This is a genomic window from Flavobacterium davisii (assembly GCF_042182265.1).
GTDB classification, from domain to species: Bacteria; Bacteroidota; Bacteroidia; order Flavobacteriales; family Flavobacteriaceae; genus Flavobacterium; species Flavobacterium davisii.
Map to the genome: position 1 here is coordinate 1,793,860 of NZ_CP097869.1, position 25,734 is coordinate 1,819,593.

At 30.4% G+C, this 25,734-nt stretch carries 14 protein-coding genes; 5 read left to right on the forward strand and 9 right to left on the reverse strand.

All coding sequences use genetic code 11. The features are described 5' to 3' along the window. Positions 1 to 18: 18 nt before the first annotated feature. Positions 19 to 1,476, reverse strand: coding sequence for a M28 family metallopeptidase (locus NAB20_RS07450; RefSeq protein WP_105195488.1), 1,458 nt, complete (start codon positions 1,474 to 1,476; stop codon positions 19 to 21). Between the two features lie 570 nt (positions 1,477 to 2,046). On the opposite strand from NAB20_RS07450, the gene NAB20_RS07455 reads away from it, so the two are divergent. The 5 genes from NAB20_RS07455 to NAB20_RS07475 all read left to right on the forward strand — a co-directional run bounded on the left by NAB20_RS07455 (position 2,047) and on the right by NAB20_RS07475 (position 17,226). Next, positions 2,047 to 2,841 (forward strand): hypothetical protein, encoded by a 795-nt coding sequence (locus NAB20_RS07455; protein ID WP_105195489.1) that lies wholly within the window; start codon positions 2,047 to 2,049, stop codon positions 2,839 to 2,841. A 21-nt stretch (positions 2,842 to 2,862) separates the two neighbouring features. Continuing rightward, a complete protein-coding gene (locus NAB20_RS07460; RefSeq protein ID WP_127823710.1) occupies positions 2,863 to 3,393 on the forward strand; it encodes a hypothetical protein in 531 nt (176 codons plus the stop codon). A gap of 2 nt (positions 3,394 to 3,395) precedes the next feature. After that, on the forward strand, positions 3,396 to 13,901 hold the full coding sequence (locus NAB20_RS07465; protein ID WP_375604884.1) for a S8 family serine peptidase: 10,506 nt from the start codon (positions 3,396 to 3,398) through the stop codon (positions 13,899 to 13,901). 125 nt (positions 13,902 to 14,026) lie between these two features. Beyond that, positions 14,027 to 16,177, forward strand: a complete 2,151-nt coding sequence (locus tag NAB20_RS07470) for a S46 family peptidase (protein ID WP_088394802.1) — start codon at positions 14,027 to 14,029, stop codon at positions 16,175 to 16,177. Between the two features lie 362 nt (positions 16,178 to 16,539). Next, entirely contained in the window at positions 16,540 to 17,226 is a 687-nt protein-coding gene (locus tag NAB20_RS07475; protein ID WP_088394767.1) for a lipopolysaccharide assembly protein LapB, read from the forward strand. Positions 17,227 to 17,228: 2 nt separating this feature from the next. On the opposite strand, the gene NAB20_RS07480 is transcribed toward NAB20_RS07475, so the two are convergent. The 8 genes from NAB20_RS07480 to NAB20_RS07515 form a co-directional block, all read right to left on the reverse strand. Further along, a complete protein-coding gene (locus NAB20_RS07480; RefSeq protein ID WP_105195492.1) occupies positions 17,229 to 18,101 on the reverse strand; it encodes a hypothetical protein in 873 nt (290 codons plus the stop codon). Between the two features lie 110 nt (positions 18,102 to 18,211). Then, positions 18,212 to 18,682 (reverse strand): hypothetical protein, encoded by a 471-nt coding sequence (locus tag NAB20_RS07485; protein ID WP_375604885.1) that lies wholly within the window; start codon positions 18,680 to 18,682, stop codon positions 18,212 to 18,214. Positions 18,683 to 18,874: 192 nt separating this feature from the next. After that, positions 18,875 to 19,381: a peptidoglycan-binding protein gene (locus tag NAB20_RS07490; protein ID WP_375604886.1), complete on the reverse strand. Its 507-nt coding sequence runs from the start codon at positions 19,379 to 19,381 to the stop codon at positions 18,875 to 18,877. A 305-nt stretch (positions 19,382 to 19,686) separates the two neighbouring features. Beyond that, on the reverse strand, positions 19,687 to 19,917 hold the full coding sequence (locus NAB20_RS07495; protein WP_375604887.1) for a hypothetical protein: 231 nt from the start codon (positions 19,915 to 19,917) through the stop codon (positions 19,687 to 19,689). Between the two features lie 115 nt (positions 19,918 to 20,032). After that, on the reverse strand, positions 20,033 to 20,980 hold the full coding sequence (locus NAB20_RS07500; protein WP_375604888.1) for a hypothetical protein: 948 nt from the start codon (positions 20,978 to 20,980) through the stop codon (positions 20,033 to 20,035). A gap of 3 nt (positions 20,981 to 20,983) precedes the next feature. Continuing rightward, a complete protein-coding gene (locus NAB20_RS07505; protein WP_375604889.1) occupies positions 20,984 to 22,618 on the reverse strand; it encodes a glycoside hydrolase family 19 protein in 1,635 nt (544 codons plus the stop codon). Positions 22,619 to 22,818: 200 nt separating this feature from the next. Next, positions 22,819 to 23,505, reverse strand: a complete 687-nt coding sequence (locus NAB20_RS07510; protein ID WP_375604890.1) for a hypothetical protein — start codon at positions 23,503 to 23,505, stop codon at positions 22,819 to 22,821. A gap of 319 nt (positions 23,506 to 23,824) precedes the next feature. After that, the gene (locus tag NAB20_RS07515; protein ID WP_375604891.1) at positions 23,825 to 25,201 is read right to left on the reverse strand and encodes a M23 family metallopeptidase; all 1,377 of its coding nucleotides are present in this window, start codon (positions 25,199 to 25,201) and stop codon (positions 23,825 to 23,827) included. Between the last annotated feature and the right edge of the window lie 533 nt (positions 25,202 to 25,734).

Genomic DNA, 25,734 nt, shown 5'->3' on the forward strand with positions numbered 1-25,734 from the left:
CTTTTCTATTTAACCCATTTATCTTTCAAGTTTAAAGTTTTCTAATATTTGAGGTTTCTTCGGTTCATTAGCTACTTTCCATGAAGTTCTGTACATCCATTCCGTCATTTTATGTAATTTTTTAAAATTGATGTTTTCTGATTCATCTTGAGGCGTGTGATATTGATGATGTAAAACAGAAGTAAAAAAGACAGCAGGAATCCCAATTCTAGCGTAAGGAGCGTGATCACTTCTAAAATAAAAAAATTCGGGATGTTCAGGTAAATCCCAATCTTTTAAAAATTTAAATTGGGTACTTTCATTATTGGCATCAATAGCCATTTTAACTAAATCATCAGAGTTCTTGTGAGGACTTTCAGCACCCAGTAAAGCGGCTTCGTCTAAATTATTACGCCCGATCATGTCGCCATTCAGTACCGCTACTATTTGATCTTTAGGAATCATTAGGTGTTGTGTATGATAACGAGAACCTAGTAAACCGCGTTCTTCTGCCCCATGAAAAACAAATAAAAGACTGCGTTTAGAAGGTTGTTTTTTATATGCTCTGGCTATTGCAAGCATGGCAACACAAGTGCTCGCATTATCGTCAGCTCCATTATAAATGCTATCATTCATTACGACATGTCGAATACCATCGTGATCCTGATGTCCGCTAATTAAGACATATTCGTTTTTTAGTTTAGGATCTGTTCCTTCTATTTTTCCTATTAGGTTAACAGATGGATAGCGATAAGTGTTTGTTTCTAAACGAATTTGAATGGATGGATTTTGAGTTAACCATTCTTTGTTGGATTTTTTAATCCAAAACAAAGGTAAGGTGTTTTCAATTTTATCACGTAAACCTTCTATTCCGTAGACTCCTCGTGTCATTTGTGGAAGTACTTCGGACCAACTTTTTTCTGAAATATCATCTGTTATAAAAATGATACCTTTGCCACCTAATTTTTTTACTTCATTGTAATATTTAATTTTGATGAAACCAGGATAGCGACGTTCAAATAAGGTCATTTCTTTTTCAATATTAGTGTCTGAGACTTCAATTGCAACTATCTTGTCTTGAATGTTTTTTGTAGCTAATTCGTTTGGTTCCGTTTTGCCAACATATAAGATTGTTGTTTTTAAATCAGCATTAACTACATCGGCTACCAATATATCTTTCCAAAGTTTAAGATTTTTCTCTCCTATTTTTATGTAACTATTAGGACTTATTTGATGACGATACATATCGAAAAACTGATAATAAGTACCAAACTCTCCAGCAGGTTGCATACCTGTTTCTTTCATTTTATTAGTAAACCAAGTAGATACTTTTAGTTCATCTAAAGTACCTGCTTCTCTACCTAAAAATAGATCACCAGCTAATTGATACATATCAGTACGGAGATCCTTTTCTTTAATTGCTTCAATCAAAGGAGGTGAATAGTTTTGAGCTTGTGCAGTTAGAGTAGCTAAATAAAACCATAAAATTTTTTTCATTTCTGTTTGTAATTAAATTATAATACGAATTTGATATAATTATGTTTAAGTTTTTGAATATCGAAATTAAAAAATAACTTTATATAATTAGGGAAGATTTTGTAAAAGAATTTTTTACAGCAGGTACATAACAAATAATTATCACGACTTTGTTTTAAATCCAGATTATGCGCTTGAAATTTATTATAAAAGAAAAGAATTTTGAATTTTAAAAACGTCATTTTTTCTCCTTAATTAAGTTATGCTAAAAATTTGAAATCTTCTTACTTCATTAAAAAACTTATAGGGATAATCAGGGTTAAATCACTTCCGTTTAATATGTTGGAAACAAATGATTTTAAAATAATAAAACAGATTGGTTTAGTATTTTATGAATTGCTTAAAAAAGGAGTACGTATGTTGATTTTTTAGGTGAATTTACTTTTAAATAAAACTATTTGTATTTTTTTATGATTAATAATTTTTTTTGTTGGTTTTTATATTTTCTGTATAAAAAAAATCTATAACTTTTATTAATTTGTTTTTTTATTTAATTATAACTTTATGTTGTTATGTTAAAAAAAATATAAAATGAATCAAATTTTACCTAAATCTACACTACCCTTGTTTCTAGGGACTGTTTTTTCCCTTTTTGCATTCAAAAATGATTGTAAAAAAGAGATAGTTGATCCAGAGGTTCAACGTGATATACGTATTTTAAAGAACCATATTTCTGCGGTTTCAAATCCGTATTTAGCTATCGCTATTAAAGATGCTTTACTAAATATTGAATTAGTTACAACCTTAAATAGAGAAGATACAAGACAAGGAGGATCAACAATTTGTAAGTATGATACTGAAATTGGATTACCTAAAAGTTATACTATTGGTTATTCTAAAAACAGCGCAGGTACTCTTTTGCATGAATTAATTCATGTTTCAGTAAACCAAAACTTACTTCAAGATTTTGTTAATTATAAATCGCTAATAAAAGAAAATCCTGTTGTTCCACAATATGTTGCTGATGGCGTAAGATCAAATGAAAATTTGAGGCAAGCTAAATGGATGGATCCAGGCGAAAATGCAAAACGAACAGAGCAGATGCAAAAAATTGTGAGTTTAACGGATATCTGTACTAAGCTAAGACCCGAAGTTAAAATGTATATAAAAGATAAATGTAGTTACGCCTCTATAAATCCTCATATAGAATATTCGACGACTATAGTTCAACTAGCTTATTATATGTTTCTACAAGGTTTCCCTGTAAAAAATGCTCCCGTAAATACTCCAGAAAATAACTTGTATTTAGAAATTGATAAAGCATTAATAGAAGATTTAAAAGCGCGTAATGTAATAACCACTTGTCTTCTAAACTATCCCAATTAACCTAAATTTAACCTAATTTGTATGCGATTATTTTTTTATTTATTGATATCCCTTACAGGGATTTGTTTACAAGCTCAATCTAAAGTTCCAGTAGTTTATGCAACTGCTACTGTTGAAGGAGAGTCTGTTCAATCCTCCAATAATTTAGATTATGCTTATGATGATGATATAAACTCCGCGTATCATTCTAAATGGTCCGTTAGTGGAGTGCCTAATACTCTACAATTTTATTTGAGTAACACATGCTCTAGTGTTAGTAAAGTAATTTATAGACCTAGGCGTTTAGGATTAAATGGAATTTTTACCAAAGTTAATATATCCTATAGTCTTGCCAATGCTCCCACCGTTTTTATCCCTTTACCAGGCGGAAATAACGGAGAATTTACTTGGATTGCAGATAATATGGATAAAGTTATTAATTTATCACAACCTATTAATAACCCCGCCATTTTTAAATTTGAAGTAACTCAAGCATTCGGCAACTTTACAAGTTGTGGTGAAATGGAATTTCAAGGAGTAGTTATTGGTTCAGGGATTAAAACATGTAATTAAATATGAAACATAAAATTTTATTTTTTTTACTGTTTAATGGAGCTCTTTTTTCTCAAATTCAGACAAATACTTTAGAAACAGGTTTTTTCGGTCCATTCATGCCACAACAAAATGTTTTGTGGAATTCAATTCAATCTAAAAAAGAGGCTTTTGATAAAAAAATACAAAAAGAATACGATCTAATAAAAGAGGCTCCCAATAAAGCTAATTTGGATACGCTTAATGGGAAAATCATTTATGAAGAACTAATTAATAATACAATAAAAGCTAATAAAGCATCACGATTTGACGCATTAGGACACGATTATATTAATGAGCAAATAGCTAAATATATTAATGGTGTTAAATCATTTGGTTCTGTTATTATTTCTGAAATAGGTGGTTTTGCCGATATGACGCGGGATTATTTTAAAAATTTTAAAGATAATTTTCGTGAAGTAGGAGGTGTTCATGCTATAGATGAACACGCAGAGGATGTTACGGCCGTAATGATGGGTGGTGACCTTACAAAATTTCAACGAGGTGTTTTCGTTGGTAAAAACACTAATAATAATGTAATAGGTCAATATTCAATTAGTGGAGGAATAGGTTCATTAAAAGATTATAAAGATGAATTAAAAAAAGATCCAACTAAATTTTTTACTATTAATTGTTCATGGGGAGCTCCTTTTCAATGGACAGTTTCAAAAGGAATACCCTATTGGCGAGGAGGTTTTAATGGAGATGATTATCTAGATAGACTAAAAGATATTTCTTATAAAGAAAAAGAATATAATGAATTTTCTTATCTAAACAACAACAAAGCGGTTCTATTATTTGCAGCTGGAAATCACGGTCATAGAGGGGCTGATGAAATTGACTCAAAAATACAGTTGGGCTCCGATATTTATGTAGATGATCAAAAGGGGAAAAAAATTAAAATTCCCTACGGAAGTAATGGTGTTTTATATCCAAAACCTTCCCAAATAAACGGTTCTATTAATTCCTATGCAGGAGGGAAAAACCTCATAACTGTTGGTGCAACTCGTATATTGAATGATGTCGGATACTATTCTGTAACAGAATATTCTTCTATTGGGCCCACTACAGATGGACGTATTAAGCCAGATATTTGTGCAGAAGGCGAAACGATTGATTTTAATTTTCAAAAAGAAGAGGGAACATCATTTGCCACGCCATTAGTAAGTTCTATTGTTTCTGCTTTTTCAGAAGAATATAAAATAAATAATGGTCAATATCCCACGGCTACAACAATTAAAGCCGCTTTAATAAATAGCGCATTAGATATAGGCGATCCAGGCCCTGATTATATATCAGGTTGGGGGCAATGTAATGGAGAAGAATTATTTAGATACGCTGCTAAAAACGCCTTAGTTATTCAAGACATAAAAACATTAAGAGCTAGTTCTGAAACTATATATAAAATTCCTTTATACTACCCAGGTGGTGATATACCTAAAATAACAGCAGCATGGATGGATGAAGATTTTGGGTTTGGGTTGAATGCAAATATAGATTTAAGTTTACAATCCCAGCAAGGAGACATTTATCAGCCTTATATATTAGATGCTAAAAATCCTAAAAAACCAGCCGCTAATGGTGTAGATAAAATAAATACGGTAGAGCAAATTTCTCCCGAGTTTTTATCAAGAGGATATTATACACTTATTGTTAAAGGAGAATCGCTAAAAGGAAATCAGTTAGCTTGTCCTTTAAGTATTGTTATGTCTGGTTTTATTCCTTATGTTACGATTGATATGGATGTGGCCAATTTACAAGGTAATGTGGGAGACTTATTTAAAATAGGTTTTATACAAGAAGCCAACCCTCTGGACAATAAAGTACAAACGGTAGAATTTGTAAAAGCAGTTTTGACAAATAAAAAATCAGGTAATACTTATGAACTAAGTAAAGATTCAGGTTTATGCCTTTTAGGAGATGTTTGTTTTTCTAAAGGATTAAATGAAATTGGTCAATATGATGCAGAGGTCTTTGTGAAAATTATTAATACAGATGGTTTGGTAGTTGAATCTTCTCAAAAATTTAGAAGCGTATATGACGTCATTGGAAAATTTATCATGCCTACCGTAGATTTTGATGTTCCTGACTTGGAGTTAGTACCAGGGCAATTTGAACCCGCTTATATAAACATTCAAGCAGAAGATACAGCCCCCAATAATTATCCTCAAAAGTTTGATTTGGTTTTAAACTATAATGGCAAAGAAATCACATTAGGAAGTCAGGAACTAAAATGCAAAGGAGATTTTATAAGTAAAAAGATAGAAATAAACTTTCCTGGGACTTTTTATTTTACAATAAAAGATAAATTAAATAATAGAACTTTAGATTCAAATAAAGAAACTTTATCTTATGCTTTTACAGTAGCTGATAAAAAGATCTCTTTAGATTTTACACAACCTGACTGTGAGGATAACTTTAACGTTATAATTAAAAATCCTTCGCCTGATATTACGGATTATGAATGGACTAAATTTACTACTTCCGGAAGTGCTGTTACGGAGAAGACTATTGCCACAGAATTATCTCTTAAAAACAGCGACTACAAAGCCATAAAGGTTAAAGAAAATTCAAAGAATAATTATTTCATTATATCAGATCAAACTTTTAAAAAATTTTTGCGTTACAATGATAATAATGCAACAAACTTTAAACCAACTGTAGAAGAATACAAACAAGACCCAGCCGTTTTGTTACCAGGAGATTTCGCTTTTTATTATGACACAGCTAGCCGAAAAATTATATCTAAGTCTAATAAAAAATACGCTTTGAAGTTTGTTGGAAGTTCTGTTCTTTGTTCCGTAATTGATCAAGCAGATCTTTTTGAACTCACTAGAGATAGTAATAAAAATATACTATATACAGTAAAAAATGTTACAACAAATAGTTATTTAAATATAACCAAAGAAGGAACAATAGAAATATCCTCCGCCGAAAAAAAAATAATGTTATCTATGGGGTTAAAATCGACTCCTAGTAATTCAGATAAAGTAGATTTACCCAACTCAGAAATACCCGCTATTAGTTTATCAGAAAGTGTTGCAGAAGTTTGTCCTACTAAAGGAGTAGCCTCTTTTACCTTAACAGCACAAGCTACTGATCCTAGTAAACAAAATGTGCTTCAGAATTTATTGTCTTCAAATCCTAATGCTAGTATTCAATTTATAAAAGATGGAGTTGTTCAGCAAAATAGCAAATCTTTAACGGCTACAGGAACCAGTTCAGGTATCTATCAAGCAATTGTAACGACAGGAACTTGTTATAAACGTTCGGAAGCTGATTTTATAAAATCATGTAATCAAGAAGAAAATGAATCCTATGATAACACACCTAAACCAGGTCCTGGTGGTGGAGCATTGGTTGCTATTGGAGGCGCTATTGGAGGTGCAATAGGTGGAGCAGGTCAGTTTGTAGTTGGAGTATTAGGAGGTTTGGGAGGCTTATTTGCTATACCAAGTGGTTTTGTACCCATATCCAGTAATAGTGCTCTAAAAACACGTTTTAACAATGTAAGAATTGAAGAAAACACGAATATAATATTTACTAATTCATACACCGAATATAAAGATTATGATTTGGGATCTACTTCACAAATGACCTTAACCTCAGGGATAGATTACTATTTTTCAGCTGCTCAAACGAATAATGATGGAACAAATATTTACAATAAACCTAAATTTTTTATCGATTTAAATAATGATGGTGTTTTGGCAGCTAGTGAGGATGTATTGTTTAGATCGCTATTAGTTTCAGGTCGATATAAATTTACATTACCAACTAATTTTGTAGGAAATGCCTCTACTAAAGCCCTTTTTTATGCTTCATCTAATAGTGCAAAGCAAGAGATCTTATTTAAATTAAAATTAGAAGTAAAAACTAAGTTTACAAAGATAGAAGTAAAAGATGCAACAAGTGCAACATTATTTACATATAACTTCCCAACCCCGTATAATGGATATGCAAATTATGATATTAGTACAGTAGCACCCGTAGCAATTTATACAGCAGGTCAAACGTATCAATTTGTACCAAATCAAATAAATAGTGACTCCAGTACGTCCTACGGGAAACCTAGTTTTTTTATTGATTTAAACGGAGATGGTATTTTACAAAATTCTGAAGATCTATTGTTAAATAGTAATTTGATAGCAGGACGTTACGAATTCCAATTACCATTATGTTATGTAAGCAATAATAATGTTTTAGCCAAATATGTAGCAATAGCAGGTAATGCAAAACAAGAAATTTTGTTTCGAGTAAGTTTATTAAAAACTCGATTTAATCAAATTACGATTGCGGATTCTTCAGGTTTAAAAATATATGATAAACGTTTTGTTGGAACTTATGGAGAATATTCAGATTATGATTTATCAAGTCAAGGAACGTACAGTTTTTATAAAGTAGGAGAAACTTATAAGTTTGTTTCTACCCAACAAAACGGAGATGGAACTAATGCTTATGGTAAACCTAAATTCTTTATGGATTTGAATGGAGATGGTGTTTTACAAAATAATGAAGATGTTTTGCTAAATAGTAATTTTCAAAATGGAGGATATAATTTTGAACTACCTTCATCAATAACTTATGGCAATATAGTATTAGCTAAATATATAGCTATTTCAGGAAGTGCTAAACAGGAAATCAAATTGCGTGTACAGCTAGGTCTTAAAACACGATTTAATTCCGTTCGGATAAATGATTCAAATGGAATCTCTCTATTTAATTATAATTTTCCAAGTCCTTACAATGATTATGCTAATTATGATATAAGCACAGTTATTCCAATTGTAAATTACACAGCAAGTCAAACCTATCAATTTATATCAAATCAAGTTAATAATGATGGAAGTCAAGTATTTGGTAAACCTAAATTTTATATAGATCTAAACGGAGATGGTATTTTACAAAATGATGAAGATGTCTTATTGAATAGTAGTTTGGAAAACGGTCGCTATGATTTTCGATTACCAGAATGTTTTGTAGTTGGTAATTCCGTTTTGTCAAAATTTGTAGGGACATCTAGTTTAGCTAAACAAGAAATAACATTCCAAATAGGCCTTTTTAAAACTCGATTTAATCAAATTTTAATTACGGATTCTTCTGGCTCGAAAATTTATGACAAACGTTTTGTAGGGGCTTATGGATCATACTCTGATTATGATATAATGTCTAAATCTAATTACACCACATTTAAATCAGGAGAAACGTATACATTTAGTTCAACCCAAATAAATAGTAATGGATCATCTGTTTTTGGTAAACCAAAATTTTATTTAGATTTTAATAAGGATGGTAATTTTACAGAAAATGAAAATGTATTAAATAATGCAACGTTTAGAAATGGTAATTATGATTTTGTTATCAATTCAAAAAGTGCAACAGGCAATTATAATGCTATGTATGTAGCAATAAGTGGTCAAGAACAACAAAAAATCAAGTTTAATGTTGATTATAAGTTTGTACCAAATTTTTCCATTGCAATATCAGGTAATCCAAAATTATGTGTTAATGATACTCAAAGATATTTAGCTAATATTATAGGAGATACCGCTATTAATTATCAATATATATGGTATCTTAATAATATCCGTCAATCAGTCAATATTCCAGATATTACTTTTACAGGAACCGTTTTAAATAATGGTGATGTAATAAAATTAATTGTTTCCACGGATCTAGACCCTGCTACAACAAGAGAGGCATCAATAGTAATAGAAAAACAAACTCCACCTTCAGATATAACGATTAGCGGATTACGTTCTTTCTGTTCTAATGATGATAATTTAACTTTAAGTATGAATATTACAGGAGGTAGTGGAACATTTATATATAAATGGTATAAAAATGGTGTTAAATTAGTAGAAGGTACAGATATGTCGGCTTTTGCCTTGATTCCTAGAGAATGGTCAAATGGAGATCGTATTAAAGCTTCAGTATCTTATGAATGCGCATCCGGTACTCGAATAGAATTTTTTTCACAAGAACATACCGTTCTTAAAAACAGTTCACCAAATACAGTTGCAGTAAACGGTTTAAGAGCATTTTGTAATTCAGATTCTATTTCTTTATCGGCTAATGTAACAGGAGGTTCAGGAAGATTTTTTTATTATTGGACTAAAAATGGCACACGTGTATCAGAAGGATATGATAAGTCTACCTATAATTTACAAGGAAACCAATGGACTAATGGTGATAAACTAAAATTGGTTGTGAGTTATCAATGTTTGTCTGGAAATTGGATAGAAACCGCATCACAAGAGTATACGATAGACAAATATACTTCACCAAGTTCATTAGTCGTAAATGGTTTAAATCCTCTTTTAGATAGTGATAGCTTAAATTTGAGTTTGACACTAACAGGAGGTACAGGACGTTATTACTATTATTGGATTAAAAATGGAACGCGAGTTTATGAAGGTTATGATCGTGCAACCTACACACTACAAGGAACTCAATGGTCTAATGGCGATAAATTGCGAGTAGGTATAGCTTACGAATGTGTAGCAGGTAATTGGGTAGATGTCCTATCTCCAGAATATACAATAGATAAACGTAGCTATCCAACAACTACTTCTATTAATGGACTAGGCATATTAAGTGAATGTGAAACTTCCTATCGTGTATCCGCAAACACAATAGGAGGAGTAGGTTTAGATCGTTTATACTATATATGGTATAAAAATGGTCAGCGTGTTACCGAAGGATTTGATAAGATAAATTATACGGTAGATAATACAAATTGGTCTCATGGTGATAAATTAAAGTTACAAGTAGATTATTTAACTCGTATAGGAGGATCATGGGCTAACCTATATTCACAAGAATCAACAATAATAAAAAACAGTTCGCCAAGTTCCGTTATAGTGACAGGGTTAAAACCTATTTGTGACTCAGAAACTATTAATTTATCTATGAGTACAACAGGAGGATCAGGTAATTTATATTATTATTGGACTAAAAATGGAGTAAAAGTATCATCGGATAACGCATTACAATATGTCTTAAAAGGTAATGAGTGCTCTTCTGGAGATAAATTAAAAGCAGTGGTTACATACCAATGTGCTAATGGAATGTGGAAAGATGTATTTTCACAAGAGTATTTAGTTATTAAAAATCAATCGCCAAGCGTTGTTGCAGTAAATGGATTAAGGACATTCTGTAATTCAGATTCTATTTCTTTATCGGCTAATGTAACAGGAGGTTCAGGGAAATTCTTTTATTATTGGACTAAAAATGGAACGCGTGTATCCGAAGGATACGAAAATTCGACTTATACGTTACAAGGTAACCAATGGGATAATGGTGATAAACTAAAAATGATTGTGAGTTACCAATGTTTGTCTGGAAATTGGATAGAAACCGCATCGCAAGAATATACCATAAATAAAAATATTCGTCCGTCAAGTATTTTTGTAAATGGTTTGAGAACTTTAGGAAGTTGTGAATCAGGACTTGATTTGAATGTTACGACAGAAGGAGGAAACGGATCGTTTTATTATGTATGGTTAAAAAATGATGCTCGCATTGCTGAAGGATATGATAAGAGAAATTATAGATTAAATAGAAATGATTGGACTCATGGTGATAAACTAAAAGTATTAGTTCAAGTTCAGTGTGCAACAGGTTTTTTTGATGGAATTATTACCTATGATTTACCAATAACGATATCGAATATTCCGAGTACCCCTATAGTAAATAATGAAACAATACAGTTTTGTTCAAATGAACAATCTTCTGTTACAACTTCAGGTTTTGATCAAGGAGATCAAATAAGATGGTATAGAAATAATGTAATTACTCAGGAAACCAGTAAAGATTTTAATTTGCAATCTAATAATTGGAATAATGGAGATGTTCTTAGTGTTGAATTTGTACGAAATAATTGTGCCAGCCCAAGAAAAAACATCACTATTTATAAAAACAGTTCACCAAATACAGTTGCAGTAAACGGTTTAAGAGCATTTTGTAATTCAGATTCTATTTCTTTATCGGCTAATGTAACAGGAGGTTCAGGAAGATTTTTTTATTATTGGACTAAAAACGGCACACGTGTATCAGAAGGATATGATAAGTCTACCTATAATTTACAAGGAAACCAATGGACTAATGGTGATAAACTAAAATTGGTTGTGAGTTATCAATGTTTGTCTGGAAATTGGATAGAAACCGCATCACAAGAGTATACGATAGACAAATATACTTCACCAAGTTCATTAGTGGTAAATGGTTTAAATCCTCTTTTAGATAGTGATAGCTTAAATTTGAGTTTGACACTAACAGGAGGTACAGGACGTTATTACTATTATTGGATTAAAAACGGAACGCGAGTTTATGAAGGTTATGATCGTGCAACCTACACACTACAAGGAACTCAATGGTCTAATGGCGATAAATTGCGAGTAGGTATAGCTTACCAATGTGTAGCAGGTAATTGGGTAGATGTCCTATCTCCAGAATATACAATAGATGAACGAACAGCCCCTACCGCTATCACTATCTCAGGATTAGGAACTCTAAGCGGTTGTGAAACTTCGTATCGAATATCTGCAAATGTAGTAGGAGGAGTAGGTTTAGATCGTTTATACTATATATGGTATAAAAATGGTCAGCGTGTTACAGAAGGATTTGATAAATCAATTTATACAGTAGATAATACAGGCTGGTCTCATGGTGATAAATTAAAGTTACAAGTAGATTATTTAACTCGTATAGGAGGATCATGGGCTAACCTATATTCACAAGAATCAACAATAGTAAAAAACAGTTCGCCAAGTTCAATTGCTATTTCAGGATTAATACCTTTTTGTGATTCAGATGCTATTTCTTTATCTGCTAATACAACAGGAGGTTCAGGAAGATTTTTTTATTATTGGACAAAAAATGGCACACGAGTATCAGAAGGATATGATAAATCGACCTATACCTTACAAGGAAACCAATGGAGTAATGGCGATAAATTAAAAATGGTTGTGAGTTATCAATGCGCATCAGGTAATTGGATTGAAACATCCTCACAAGAATACACCATTGTTAAAAATCAATCACCAAGTATTGTTGCAGTAAATGGTTTAAGAGCATTTTGTGATTCAGAAAATATTTCTTTATCAGCTAATGTGACAGGCGGTTCAGGAAGATTTTATTATTACTGGACTAAAAATGGCACACGTGTGTCAGAAGGATATGATAAATCAGCCTATATATTACAAGGTAATCAATGGAGTAATGGTGATAAATTAAAAATGGTAGTAAGTTATCAATGCGCATCAGGTAATTGGATTGAAACGACCTCACAAGAATACACATTAAATAAATATACTTCACCAAGTTCTGTTACAATTGTAGGATTACGTTCATTATGTAGTTCAGAAGAGCTACTTCTAAGAGCTAATCTTACAGGTGGATCTGCTAACTTTTATTACTACTGGACTAAAAATGATATACGAGTTTATGAAGGATATGGAAGATCTACGTATACTCTAAAAGGATCAGAGTGGTCAAATGGAGATAATATAAGAGTAGTAGCGAGTTATCAATGTTTGTCAGGTTCTTGGATTGAAACATCTTCTCAAAATTATATTATAGAAGAGAATACCTCGCCAAGTTCAGTTGGAATATCAGGATTTCGTACACTGTATGGCTCTGGCGATTCAACAACATTAAATGCTAACTTAATAGGAGGAACAAGTAATTTTTACTATTACTGGACAAAAAACGGGGCGCGAGTTTATGAAGGATATGGGAGATCTAGTTATACCCTAAAAGGATCTGAGTGGGCTAATGGTGATAAAATAAAATTAGTAGCCAGTTACCAATGTATATCAGGAGCATGGATTGAAACTTCTTCTCAGGAATATACAATACAAAAAAGAGAAATCCCATATTTAATTTATGATTATAGCTATAATTGGCCAGGCTTTCATCAGTTTTTGTGGAAATACAACAATGGTGAAGTAGTTAAAGGAAAAGATGTATCAGAAGTAACTTGGAGTTGGGATCAAATGGGATTCCCAGATCAAAATTATGCAAGAACCTATTATCCTGGTGAAACAGATGGAATAATAGAAAGTAGAAGCACCCTTTTAATGAATTGCCTTTTTAATAAGAGAGGGAATGTAACTTCCACATTAAAAATGAGAGATGGCAGAACATACGTTACTCGAATTTATATCCCATGTTATGCTGGAGATAGTCCTATTACAACAGCATCGGCCAGATTAGATCTAAATCAACCAATTAGTACTAACGAAAAATGTAAAGTATATCCAACTTATATTTCACAAAATGAAGAAATAATTAATTTAGAATGTGAAAATTATGAGGAAATAAAAACAATTGTTTTAGTTAATACTATTGGTCAACGATTCGAATTGAAATTTGATAAAACCGCTAAGAAAATTTATTTACCAACCAATATGAAAAATGGAATGTATTATATTAATCTAGAAAAATATCAGACAGAAAATTCAGTTTACAAAATATTAGTTAAATAATTTTTTTGGAATCAGGCTTGAAATTTTTCAAGCCTGATTTGTTTTAAACCCAGATTTCAAAAAAGTATTGATTTATTCTTAAAAATATCCTTTATATTCGCAACGAAAAGATTATAATTAATATTATGAAAAAATTAGTTCTATCTCTAATTACTGCAATTATGCTTGTGCCAGCAAGTGTAAAAGCTGATGAAGGGATGTGGTTCTTAATGTTTATAGAACGTTTAAACCACCGCGATATGCAAAAAATGGGACTTCAGTTAACTTCTGAAGAAATTTACAGTATCAATAATAATAGCTTAAAAAATGCTATTGTTCAGTTTAACGGAGGTTGTACAGCAGAAATGATTTCTAAAGAAGGTTTGGTGTTAACAAACCACCATTGTGGATATGATGCTATTGCTGAATTATCCTCTTCTGAAAAAAATTACTTAAAAAATGGTTTCTGGGCTAGATCTAAAAAAGAAGAATTAAAACCTTCTAATTTATTTGTCCGCTTTTTTGTTCGTATGGATGACTGTACAAAAAGAGTTTTATCCGTTGTAAATGATAAAATGACGGAAATGGAACGTGAAAAAGCGATTAATATAGAAATTGCTAAAATTGAAAAAGAAAATAATGAAGGAGGAAAATACGTTGTATCTGTACGTCCTTTTTTTCAAGGAAATGAATACTACTATTTCGTTTATCAGGATTATAAAGATGTTCGTTTAGTAGGTACACCTCCTGAAAGCTTAGGTAAATTTGGTGGTGATACAGACAACTGGGAGTGGCCTCGTCATACAGCTGATTTTTCAATGTTTCGCGTATATGGAGATGCTAACGGAAATCCAGCCGAATATGCTGAAAATAATATCCCTTTAAAACCAAAACACTATTTACCAGTAAATTTAGGTGGTGTTAAAGAAGGTGATTTTGCAATGATTTTAGGATACCCAGGTCGTACAAATCGTTGGATGCCAGCTGGAGGAATTGAACAAAATGTAAAATTTGCTTATCCAGCTTGGGTTGAAGGAGCTAAGGTAGGTATGGATAATATGAAGAAATATATGAACCAAAGCGATGCTTTGAATTTAGTATATGCTTCTAAATTTGCTTCGACTGCTAACTACTGGAAAAACCGTCAAGGTATGATTGATGCTTTGACTAAATTTGGTACTGCCAAAACCAAAGCGGCTCAAGAAGCTAAATTCAATGCTTGGGCAAACAAAGCTGAAAACAAAGCGCAATACGGGAATGTTGTTGAAACTATCAACAATTTCTACAAAATGACGAATGAAAAATCGCGTCATGATAACTATATGATGCAAATGTTCCGTACGTCTAACTTTGCATCTATCGGTAGATCTATTGGAAAACAATTAGAAGCTTATGCAAAAGCAGATGCTACTAAACGTGCTCGAATGGCTCCTGCTATTTTAGAAATGACTGAGGAATTATACAAAGAAGTGCATATTCCTGCTGAAAAAGATATCTTAACAGCTCAATTAAAATTATATGCAACAAAATCGGTTGGTTATGCAATTGCTCCAGCTGTAGAAAAAATTAGCAAAGAGTACAACGGTGATTTTGCTAAGTATGTAAATGCAGCTTTCGAATTAAGTATCTTCACTTCTAAAGAAAGAATCAAAGCTTTCCTAGATTTACCAACAGAATCAGTATTGACTAACGACCCATTATATACGTTGTCAAACGATATGTTAACACACTATGCGTCTAAATCAGATGCTATTGCTAAAGCACAAAACGATTTTGGTGTGGCATTCCGTAAATTAGTACAAGGATTACGTGATTCACAAATTGGAGAGATAAAATATCCAGATGCTAATTCAACTTTGCGTTTAACGTATGGAAAAGTACGTGCATTACCAGCCGATAAACGAAATGATGCCATTATTAACAATTATACGACCTTAACAGGACAAGTAAAAAAATATAAAAAAGGAGATGCTGAATTCGATTTACCAACTCGTATTCTAGATATGGATAAAAATAAAGAATTCGGTCGTTATGCTGATAAAGACGGAACTTTACACGTAAATTTCTTATCTGATAATGATATTACAGGAGGTAATTCAGGTTCGCCAGTACTAAATGGTAAAGGAGAGTTAATCGGTTTAGCTTTTGACGGTAATATTGAAGCTATGGCAGGTGATGTAATCTTTGATAAAAAATTACAAAGAACTATTAATTGTGATATTCGTTATGTTTTATGGGTAATCGAGAATTTCTCAGGAGCGAAACATATTGTGGATGAAATGACATTAGTAAAATAATAAATTTAGATAAAATATTATCTAACCAGAAAAGTCGAACTTCTTGAAGTTCGACTTTTTTATTTACAATATTGTTATATTTTCAACTCAAATTCCCTATTAGACTTTATTTTGAAGAAAAATAAAGTTGAATAGATTGACTTCGTCAATTCACTTCGTTAGAGTTCAATGCAGAATTTTGATTAAAAATAAAAAGAGTATACTTTTTTAGATTCAAAATCATTTTTATTTGTTATAAATTTGCTTAGCCCGTTTACTTCATCTGGATCTAACACTTAATTGGAGTTAAAATAATTGTTTACCTATCTTAATGAATAGAAGTAATTTAATGTGGCGACTCATGATCAATAAAATGTATATAAATGAAGATATTTCAAATACTATTATTCTTTTTTTGCTGTTCATTGAATGCTCAACAACCGTTAGAGCAAGCATTGGAATTATATAAACAAAAAAAGTATTTACAAGCCAAATCCCTTTTTGAAAATATACTTAAGACCGATTCTAAAAATATAGAAGCAATTACAAAATTAGGCGAAATAGCGTTTTATTATCAAAATTGGGATTACATGGTACGTTATGGAGAAGAATTAGTCACGTTAGAACCCCAAAAAGCAGATAATTGGTTTAAATACGGAAGTGCATTAGCCATGAAAGCCAAAAATTCCAATAAGTTAAAAGCATTTACTATGATAGGAACAATAGAAGAAGCTTTTATAAAAACGTTAACTATAGAACCTAAACATATAGGAGCTCACTGGGCATTAATTATACTATACTGTGAATTGCCTAAATTTTTAGGAGGAGGACAAGAAAAAGCAAGTGAATATGCTAAAGACTTAATCTCTTTTTCCCCAGTAGACGGTTATTTAGCACAAGGATACATTGCCGTTCAGTTTGATGCTTATAAATCAGCCGAGTTTTGGTTAAAAAAAGCGTATCAATTAGGACATTCTAAGATAACGTTTGAAAAATTATATGATTTATATGTAAATAAAATTAAAGATTATAAAAAGGCAGAACAATTGAAAAATGATTTTAAGAAATAATCTTATTTAAGCTTAAGTATTGTGCCATCTTTTTTTACTTGATATTTTTCTAATATTTTTTTTGTAAATGTGTTATATTTAATATCATAAATAATTATAGATAAATCTTTTTCAAAAATAAAAGATTGATAACTCTCATTGTCAGGCATAGCGTAACCAATAGATGCACTTGAAATTATTTTGTCATTTCTTACAGATATTAATGTTTGTGAATCAGAATCACCATAGATGCAATATATGTAGTTTTTAAAGTCTAAATTTCCATTGTTGATTTTAAAAATTTTATCAGGACTATCTTCTGAATTTTCTGAAATCAACCTTTTTATGTTATCTAATTCATTACCCTCCAAAAATGGATATTTTTCTTTGCACTTTTTTTCATTGTTCCCGCATAATTTAGTCATTTCTTCAAAATCAAAAGGAAGATTTACCATTTCTGAAGCACTCATTGTATTATTTTGAATATTGTTTTCAGATTTATTTAACTCTCTCCATTCAGATAATGAAATCATATTTCCTTCTACAGGTTCTAATACTTTTATATTTTCGCAATTCCCTTTTTCAACATTAAAAGTGAAATATGTTTCAAATCTAATATCTGAATTATAACCAGCTTTAATTTGATAAAATGTTTTATTTTCTACAATTAAACTGTCAGATATTAGCGATATACCTTTTTTATGATTAGATATAGAATCAATAAAATGATTTTGTTTTATAATCTCGTCTAATCCTAAGATTTCATTTTGTACTTGATTTAAATTGCAATTATTTGAAACGGAAACTTTATTAATATTGCTTTGGTTTTTCTTTTCCGTCTTTTTGCAGTTTATGAAAAGAAGTAAAAATGAACTTAGGATAAATAGTTTTTTCATATTTTATTTTAACTTATTTAATAATTCAATGTCTTTTTTGATTTCTTCAATTTTTGATGAATATGACTGGCATTTAAGTTTGCACTCCAGCCATTTTTGATAGTCACGCACTACATTGGATTGTTGTTTGGAACTTCTTTATTAAAGCCATTTTCTTGACATCTTTGAGCGACCATATATAAGCCTTTAAATTTATTTGACTTCCCAATATTTTTTACTGTATTTATGGCTGTACTCCCAAATTCATCGTAAAATTCATATCGCTCTTTTTCAAATACTTTATATATTGTACAATTTGAATTGTTCACTTGAGGTTTATTTGTTGTGAATGAAGAAAAACAGTCACATGTGTTTTTAAAACCTAACTCTTGAGCTAAAATCATTATATTTTTCCCATTTAGTCCGTTGGAATCTTTACAAAAGTATTTATTCTCAAAATAAATAGCTTTAAATTCTCTTACATCAATATGTATCCAGCTAAATGTATGATCATATCTAACATTCCCTTTTTTATCATAAAGTAAATCAATTGACTCTATAGAAAATTTATCATCGTCTGGCCAATTTTTTTGAGCTCCCAAATATTTTATATAAAATTCATTTCTTATATCTCTTAATATTGGTAAGTTACTTTTTTTTCATATCTGATTGGGTCAGAATCTTTACTAAACTGAATATCAATTGCTTTTCCTTGATGATTTGTTGTGTTATAATTTTTGAAACGACATCTATATCCTGAAGATATTAAATCAATAGTGTAAGTTGTTTGTTTACTAAAATAAAATTTTAACGCCTTTATTCCAAATAGTAAGCTTGCTTCTATGTATACCTGGATATTCATAATTATGATTCGCTTCAACATGAGGTGTGTCTTTATAAGTGCCTTTTCCAGTATGATCTCCAAAATCATTACATTTATTTTTTTCTTTTATTTTTCTTAGTTTAGAGGTTGTCTCCTGACCTTTGGTCTTACAGCTACATTTTAATTGATTCCAAAATGTAGTTCCAATATCAAATTTTATTGAAAAATCATCAATCGCTCTCAAAACATTCCCACAAAACTTACCCGTCTCAGGAACTTTTATATAATCCCGTTGAAACTGTTTAATCATTTTTTCGGTGCGGTCTGTAAATTCATCAGTCGGGACATTTCCGCCAAAACCCGCTAAACGAATATTAATTTCTCGTATGAGTTCACTTTTATCTCCTTTTTTAAGGCAATATCTTTCACCACAGCTTGTACCTGTAGAGGAAGCCTTCTCACTCTTCGTTTTCCCCACAATAGCGGGGCTTTTTTCCTCCGGGATTTCAATGGTGTGGGGTTTGTCTCTTAGGGCGGTTCCTTGGGTTTCTACCCAATCCCATATTTCGCCTAAGGTTTCGGAAATAGGGTTTAATAAGCCACTTTCCTCTTTCTTGCTTTTTGGTTTTTCTTCAGCTGGAGAACCTTTGGCTTTTTTATTTCTATGTTTACTGTTGCGTATTTTTGTTTTGTAATATTACTTCCTTTTTTTGTACAAATCCTTGTCTTGTTTTTTGGGTTATATATAAGTGGGGCAAGGGAAATGGCAACATTTCCCTTCTTTTATATCAGATATGCCTCGTTATATATCATAGCACAACCAGAATCACAATCTATAGTAAAAGATTTATTAGAATTTGTGGTTGTTTCGTTTGATAAGATAGAATTGTTAGATGTAATACTATCATTAATAGTGCTAGTATTTATGTTTTTTATACTGCTTATTGCGTTTTCTTTTTTACAACTTATTAACAAGAAACCGGAGCTAAGAATTATCCAGTTTATTTGTTTCATTTTGTTGGAATGGTTTTACTAAGGGTTTAAAAAATGGGATTGAGTCGTTTTTTGATATTTATTTATAATGTGTTTTAATTCTCATTTTCGAAATTATTAAAATCTCTTAAAAATGTTAATTGAATTTTTCATCTTGAGGATTAAAATCACTAAAATTGATTTTTCCAATTTTGGTTAAGTCTTTTTCGGCTTTATTGCCATTTAAATTTTCTTCATATTTGATTAAAACTACTTGATTTTGTTTACATTCAAATGAATAATTTTTCTCTATAAAAGATTCATTAGGTACTTCATTAAACAATTTTATTTTTATCGTATTTTTATTTATTTCAATTGTGTCAAACAAATCATTTAAAGAATTTGGAAATATTGATGTGTTTATTAGCTTTTTAAAATTATTTTTATCGCTCAAGAAAAGAATAATTTTTGATTTTTGAGTCTCGATATTTTCAGGATTAAAATCTAATTTGTTTTTTAGAACAAAGATTTTGTCTTTAATTCCATCTGAATTTAAATCCGTTTCTTTATTAAATACTAATTCAAAACCATCGATTTTTGTTTTACTGTCATTTAGTAATTTATAATCATTGTCATCATTGTTACAATTTTCTTTTTCAAGATTCGCATTTGATAAATTCGTTTTCTCAATAGCATAAAATGAAAAATCTGTATCGATTTTATTGGTGTTAGAGTCATAGTTTTGCCAGTAACTAATTTTTTTATTTTCATCTACTGTCTTGACTAAATAATAAAAAGTCTCATTTTTTAAAAAGATCTTTATTTCATTTTGAGAAACATTGTCAATTTTCTCAATCTCATAATTAATTGGTTCAACGATTTCTAAATAAAGTGTTTTATCTGTGAGTTTTATATTGTTTGATTTTGTAGCACAGCTCAATTTAAAGATGTTATCTTGTTGTACAATTTCAGTGTATTCTTTATTCGTGAAACTAGTTTGAATTTCAGTTGTTGTATTAGTAGAATTTTTGTTTTCTTTATTCTCTTTGCAATTTGTAAATAAAAAGAGATTTAAAATAATCAGTAATAATGTTTTATTTTTCATAATTTATTTGTTTAATCTTACTTGTGCGACTTGATATGTTTTTGATGAATTATACGCGGTTTTTCCTTCGATCTTATCTGTTAAAATATATAGTTTGTTTTCATCACTAGTTCCAAGGTTTCTATGTGAAGTACCTACTTCATAAAATATGTAGTAAGCACCTTTTGTATCACATGATCTTCCAACTATGACAACAAAATGGTCACTTGTGTGATCTATATTTTTTTCACCTCTATAATTCAAATCATGATTAACACCAATTAATACTGGATGTTTACTTTCAAGTTGAGAATCAATATATTGGATACCCTTTTTTAAACCTTCTGATAAAAGTGAAAGTTTAGTATGATTTTCAATCTCTTTAGCAAGTTGAATTGCGTTTGCTGGGTATCCTGATAAGGACCCCAAACCTGATTTAGTAAGTATTTGTTGAGCTGTTTTCCAACATGCAACGTTTTGTGCATTTCTATTTCCCCACTGTGGGTCGAACTGAGTTTGCCAATTAACAGTTGCTCTTAAATCAATATGATTTTTTTTGCAAATACAATTTGAATTATTAACATTTTCCGCTTTACCTAACTTACATTCATCAATTTTAAAAACTTTTGATGTTGAGTTATCAAACACTTTCTTTTTCTCTTTATGATTCGTAGACGATTTTCCACTTTCATCTATCACCTGCGTATCACTCCCAACTTTTGGACAAATTTTTCTGACGACATCTTTAGTAAGATTTGCTTTTGTATTAAGGTTTTTCCATTTCCAAAATGCCATAGATGATAAAACAGCTATGGAAACATCACTTATTACTAAATCTGGATTTGCAATAATATCAGCTCCTTCTTTTTTTGTATAGGTATTAGCATAAGTATAAGCATTTCTACCTGTGAGTTGCAATAATCCTTTACCTCTAAAATTCCATCCGTCATTAGGTTGTGTGTTTTCAAGTTCTTTTGCTTTTTCAGCTGGTGGTGAATAGGCGTAATTAGCAATTTTTCTTTGATTTTCTTGTGTTACATCTACACATTTTGGGTCTCTCCTGTTTTTAATAGCTCTTCCCCATAGTTTTGCTTTTTGTTTTCCTTCAGATGTTTGAAATGCTCCAAATTTTTCTATGAGAATTTCCCAATAATAATTAAAATTTTCGCCGTCTTTTACATGTAATTTTGAACCTGATTCTACACGAGCTTGAGCAAAGAAATGAGCTTTGTTCCAACAAGTATTCATACCAAGCTCTTTCATATATTTATTATAGGTAGCAGCGACTTTAGTTAAAGTTGTTAAATCTGCATGCTCGAAAATTTGTCTAAGTTCAGCTACGGTTATGTCCTTGTCACAATTAGGACATTTACCTGTGGTTTTCTTTTCCTCTTTTTTCACCTCCTTCGTTTTCCCCACAATAGCGGGGCTTTTTCCCTCCGGGATTTCAATGGTGTGGGGTTTGTCTCTTAGGGCAGTTCCTTGGGTTTCTACCCAATCCCATATTTCACCTAAGGTTTCGGAAATAGGGTTTAATAAGCCACTTTCCTCTTTCTTGCTTTTTGGTTTTTCTTCAGCTGGAGAACCTTTGGCTTTTTTATTTTTACGCTTATTGTTGCATATTTTTGTTTTGTAATATTGCTTCCTTTTTTTGTACAAATCCTTGTCTTGTTTTTTGGGTTATATATAAGTGGGGCAAGGGAAATGGTAACATTTCCCTTCTTTTATAACAGATATGCCTCATTGTTTTTTAGTTTGTCAAGGAACGTGGAATATAAAACGGTTTTATGCTATTTTAAATTTGATTATTGTATTTAAAATAATTTATGTTTAACCCTTAATTTCTTGAATTTTTATAATTATTTTTTAGTTAATTTTTGCCAATCAGTATTCAAGAATCGATTACTATGTATTGAATATTTATTGCTATTTTCAATTTTTATATAAATATTACTATCTTCTTCGTTTTCCGAACAAATACCTTCATCTTTATATTCAAGTTTAAAAATATTGTTTTTCAATCTCTCTATCTTGTATTTTCCTTCACAATAAGCATCTAAAATATCTTCAGTTGAAATACTTAACAAAGCTTCGTTGTCATTTATGTTAATTATACAAGTTATATTTGTTTCTGTTTGGTCCTTAACTTTTTCTATTTTTGTTTTTATTTCATATGTACCTGAAGCTAATTTGTAATTCTCGTTCACAATTTCTTCATTTATACCTAAATCCATTTTGTTTTTAACAATGTTATTATCCAAATTCAAAAAACAATAATTATCAGTTTGTTGATAGTTTTTTGGATTTGAAGAATAATTTGCGATTAATTTTTTTTCAAACTTTAATATATAATGCTTATTTACATTTAATATACTTAAAAAATTCTTAAGTAAAGTGGTATCATTTGCTCTAGGATCTTTAATAATTGTATTCTTAATTAATTTGTTGTTTTCAAAAACCACAATATTATACCAAGCAGTACCTATTTCTGCTAAAGCCTCAAAGAGAATAATATTTACATTTTTATATTTGTCTGTTTTGTACATATATACATTAAATCCATCACCATCAAATCCATTTGAGTTAAATGTTATATCATTAGATTGATTTATCTTTTTATTTAATAAATTAAAAGAATTGTTTTCATTATTATATTTTAAATAAAATTCATTTAAAGTAAAGACATCACCACTTGTATCTGTATTAAATTGTTCTATTTTATCAAAAACTATTGTGTCCTTGATATTAGCGTTTTCAATAACTTGATTATTTTTCTTAGAAATATTTTTAGTATTTTCTTTACATTTTACAGTATTTATAACTATTAAGAGTTAAAAAAATAATTTTATTGATTTTTTCATATTTTTATCTTTTATCTTTTATCTTTTTTTGTAATTTCATATCTATTGGTTCTAATCTTACAAAACACGTAGGATTACATCGATTCGTTAAACCTTTGCCATTATTATTTTTTTTCATGGCTATTTCGAAATGAAGATGTGGATTGGGTACTCCTTTAGCATTACCTGAATCTCCAGTATAGGCAATAGTTTCACCAGCCATTACTTCACCTTTAGTTTTTACTGCGCTTTTTAGATGTGCATATCTTAAATAAAATTTATCTGCATCCAAATCAAATCCATCTCCTTTTTCTTTTTCATTTACAAATTCAAGTTTATATTCTTTTTTTGCTTTTCTTAATTCTTCTCCATTGACTTCTAACACCAATACATTACCATATCCATCATTACCTTCGTTCGTATAACTTACAATATTTCCATTTAAACACGCTTTGCAGGGAGTTCCAATATCAGCAAATAAATCTAAACCTTGATGGTTTTTTGGCAAGATTTTACCATTAACAATTTTGGTTCTTACTGGACCAAATGCTCCATTGGAAGACTTGATAACACCATTTGAATTATAATAGGTTCTTTGCGAATTATCTAATGGATTATGCCATAAAGAATTTGAAATAGTTTCCTCTTTTTTTATTTTTCCACAAGCAAAATCATTTTCTTTTTCTTTTTCTCCATTTGTCTTACTATCTTCATATCTTTTTAAAATTTCTTTTCTTTGAATCTTATCATCGTTATTTCCATCTTTTGTATCTACGCTTTCATTCGATTTGTAAGCCTTGTCACTAGCTTTTTCTTTTTTTGTAATTGGAAATAAATATTCTTCATATAAAACATAATCGGGTTGTTTCCCAATTCCTATAGGTGCAAATACTTGTAAATAAATATCCTCTGGTGATTTTATTTTTTTATGCCATTTGTAAAGCTCAAAATATTTCTTAACATAATCTAATTGTTCTATGTTAGTCATCAGAGCTAATTTTCTTTTCGTTAGAATTAATGAGTTTTCTTTATTTAATGCTTTTATAGCATCTTCAGTAAATTGAATTAAACCAACAGGACCACTAAAGTTCTCATTTAGTTTTAATATATTTTCTTTGGAAATTCCTTGATATTTCCTTTTTCTTTTTCCATTTTCATCAATATAACTAACTAGGCCTATTTTAGAAGCCGAAAATGTTTCAGCAGATTCAACAGCCATCACCGCCATTAACCCATTAGCCATTTCAATTTTTTTGCTTTCTCCCCATAATTCTGCGCAAATTTGAACCACTTTTTTCCTAAAATCACAATTTACTTTATTACCCCATATTAAATCATACTGTTTACAGATACAATTAGTTTCTGTATTGTTTTTCGGATGCTCCACTTTCGTTTTCCCCACAATAGCGGGGCTTTTTCCCTCCGGGATTTCAATGGTGTGGGGTTTGTCTCTTAGGGCGGTTCCTTGGGTTTCTACCCAATCCCATATTTCACCTAAGGTTTCGGAAATAGGGTTTAATAAGCCACTTTCCTCTTTCTTGCTTTTTGGTTTTTCTTCAGCTGGAGAACCTTTGGCTTTTATTTCTACGTTTACTGTTGCATATTTTTGTTTTGTAATATTGCTTCCTTTTTTTGTACAAATCCTTGTCTTGTTTTTTGGGTTATATATAAGTGAGGCAAGGGAAATGGCAACATTTCCCTTCTTTTATATCAGATATGCCTCGTTATATATCATAGCACAACCAGAATCACAATCTATAGTAAAAGATTTATTAGAATTTGTGGTTGTTTCGTTCGATAAGATAGAATTGTTAGATGTAATGCTTTCATTTACAATACTTTTATTTATATCTTTTTCATTGTTTGGTGTGTTTTCTTTACAACTAAATAGAAAAAGGAATAAAACTGTGGTAAAAATTATTTTTACTAACTTAA

What these genes read in the sequence shown, in the direction of transcription:
- NAB20_RS07450 (WP_105195488.1), bottom strand. Translation starts at nt 1,476, where the DNA reads ATGAAAAAAATTTTATGGTTTTATTTAGCTACTCTAACTGCACAAGCT.
- NAB20_RS07455 (WP_105195489.1), top strand. Translation starts at nt 2,047, where the DNA reads ATGAATCAAATTTTACCTAAATCTACACTACCCTTGTTTCTAGGGACT.
- NAB20_RS07460 (WP_127823710.1), top strand. Translation starts at nt 2,863, where the DNA reads ATGCGATTATTTTTTTATTTATTGATATCCCTTACAGGGATTTGTTTA.
- NAB20_RS07465 (WP_375604884.1), top strand. Translation starts at nt 3,396, where the DNA reads ATGAAACATAAAATTTTATTTTTTTTACTGTTTAATGGAGCTCTTTTT.
- NAB20_RS07470 (WP_088394802.1), top strand. Translation starts at nt 14,027, where the DNA reads ATGAAAAAATTAGTTCTATCTCTAATTACTGCAATTATGCTTGTGCCA.
- NAB20_RS07475 (WP_088394767.1), top strand. Translation starts at nt 16,540, where the DNA reads ATGAAGATATTTCAAATACTATTATTCTTTTTTTGCTGTTCATTGAAT.
- NAB20_RS07480 (WP_105195492.1), bottom strand. Translation starts at nt 18,101, where the DNA reads ATGAAAAAACTATTTATCCTAAGTTCATTTTTACTTCTTTTCATAAAC.
- NAB20_RS07495 (WP_375604887.1), bottom strand. Translation starts at nt 19,917, where the DNA reads ATGAAACAAATAAACTGGATAATTCTTAGCTCCGGTTTCTTGTTAATA.
- NAB20_RS07500 (WP_375604888.1), bottom strand. Translation starts at nt 20,980, where the DNA reads ATGAAAAATAAAACATTATTACTGATTATTTTAAATCTCTTTTTATTT.
- NAB20_RS07510 (WP_375604890.1), bottom strand. Translation starts at nt 23,505, where the DNA reads ATGTACAAAACAGACAAATATAAAAATGTAAATATTATTCTCTTTGAG.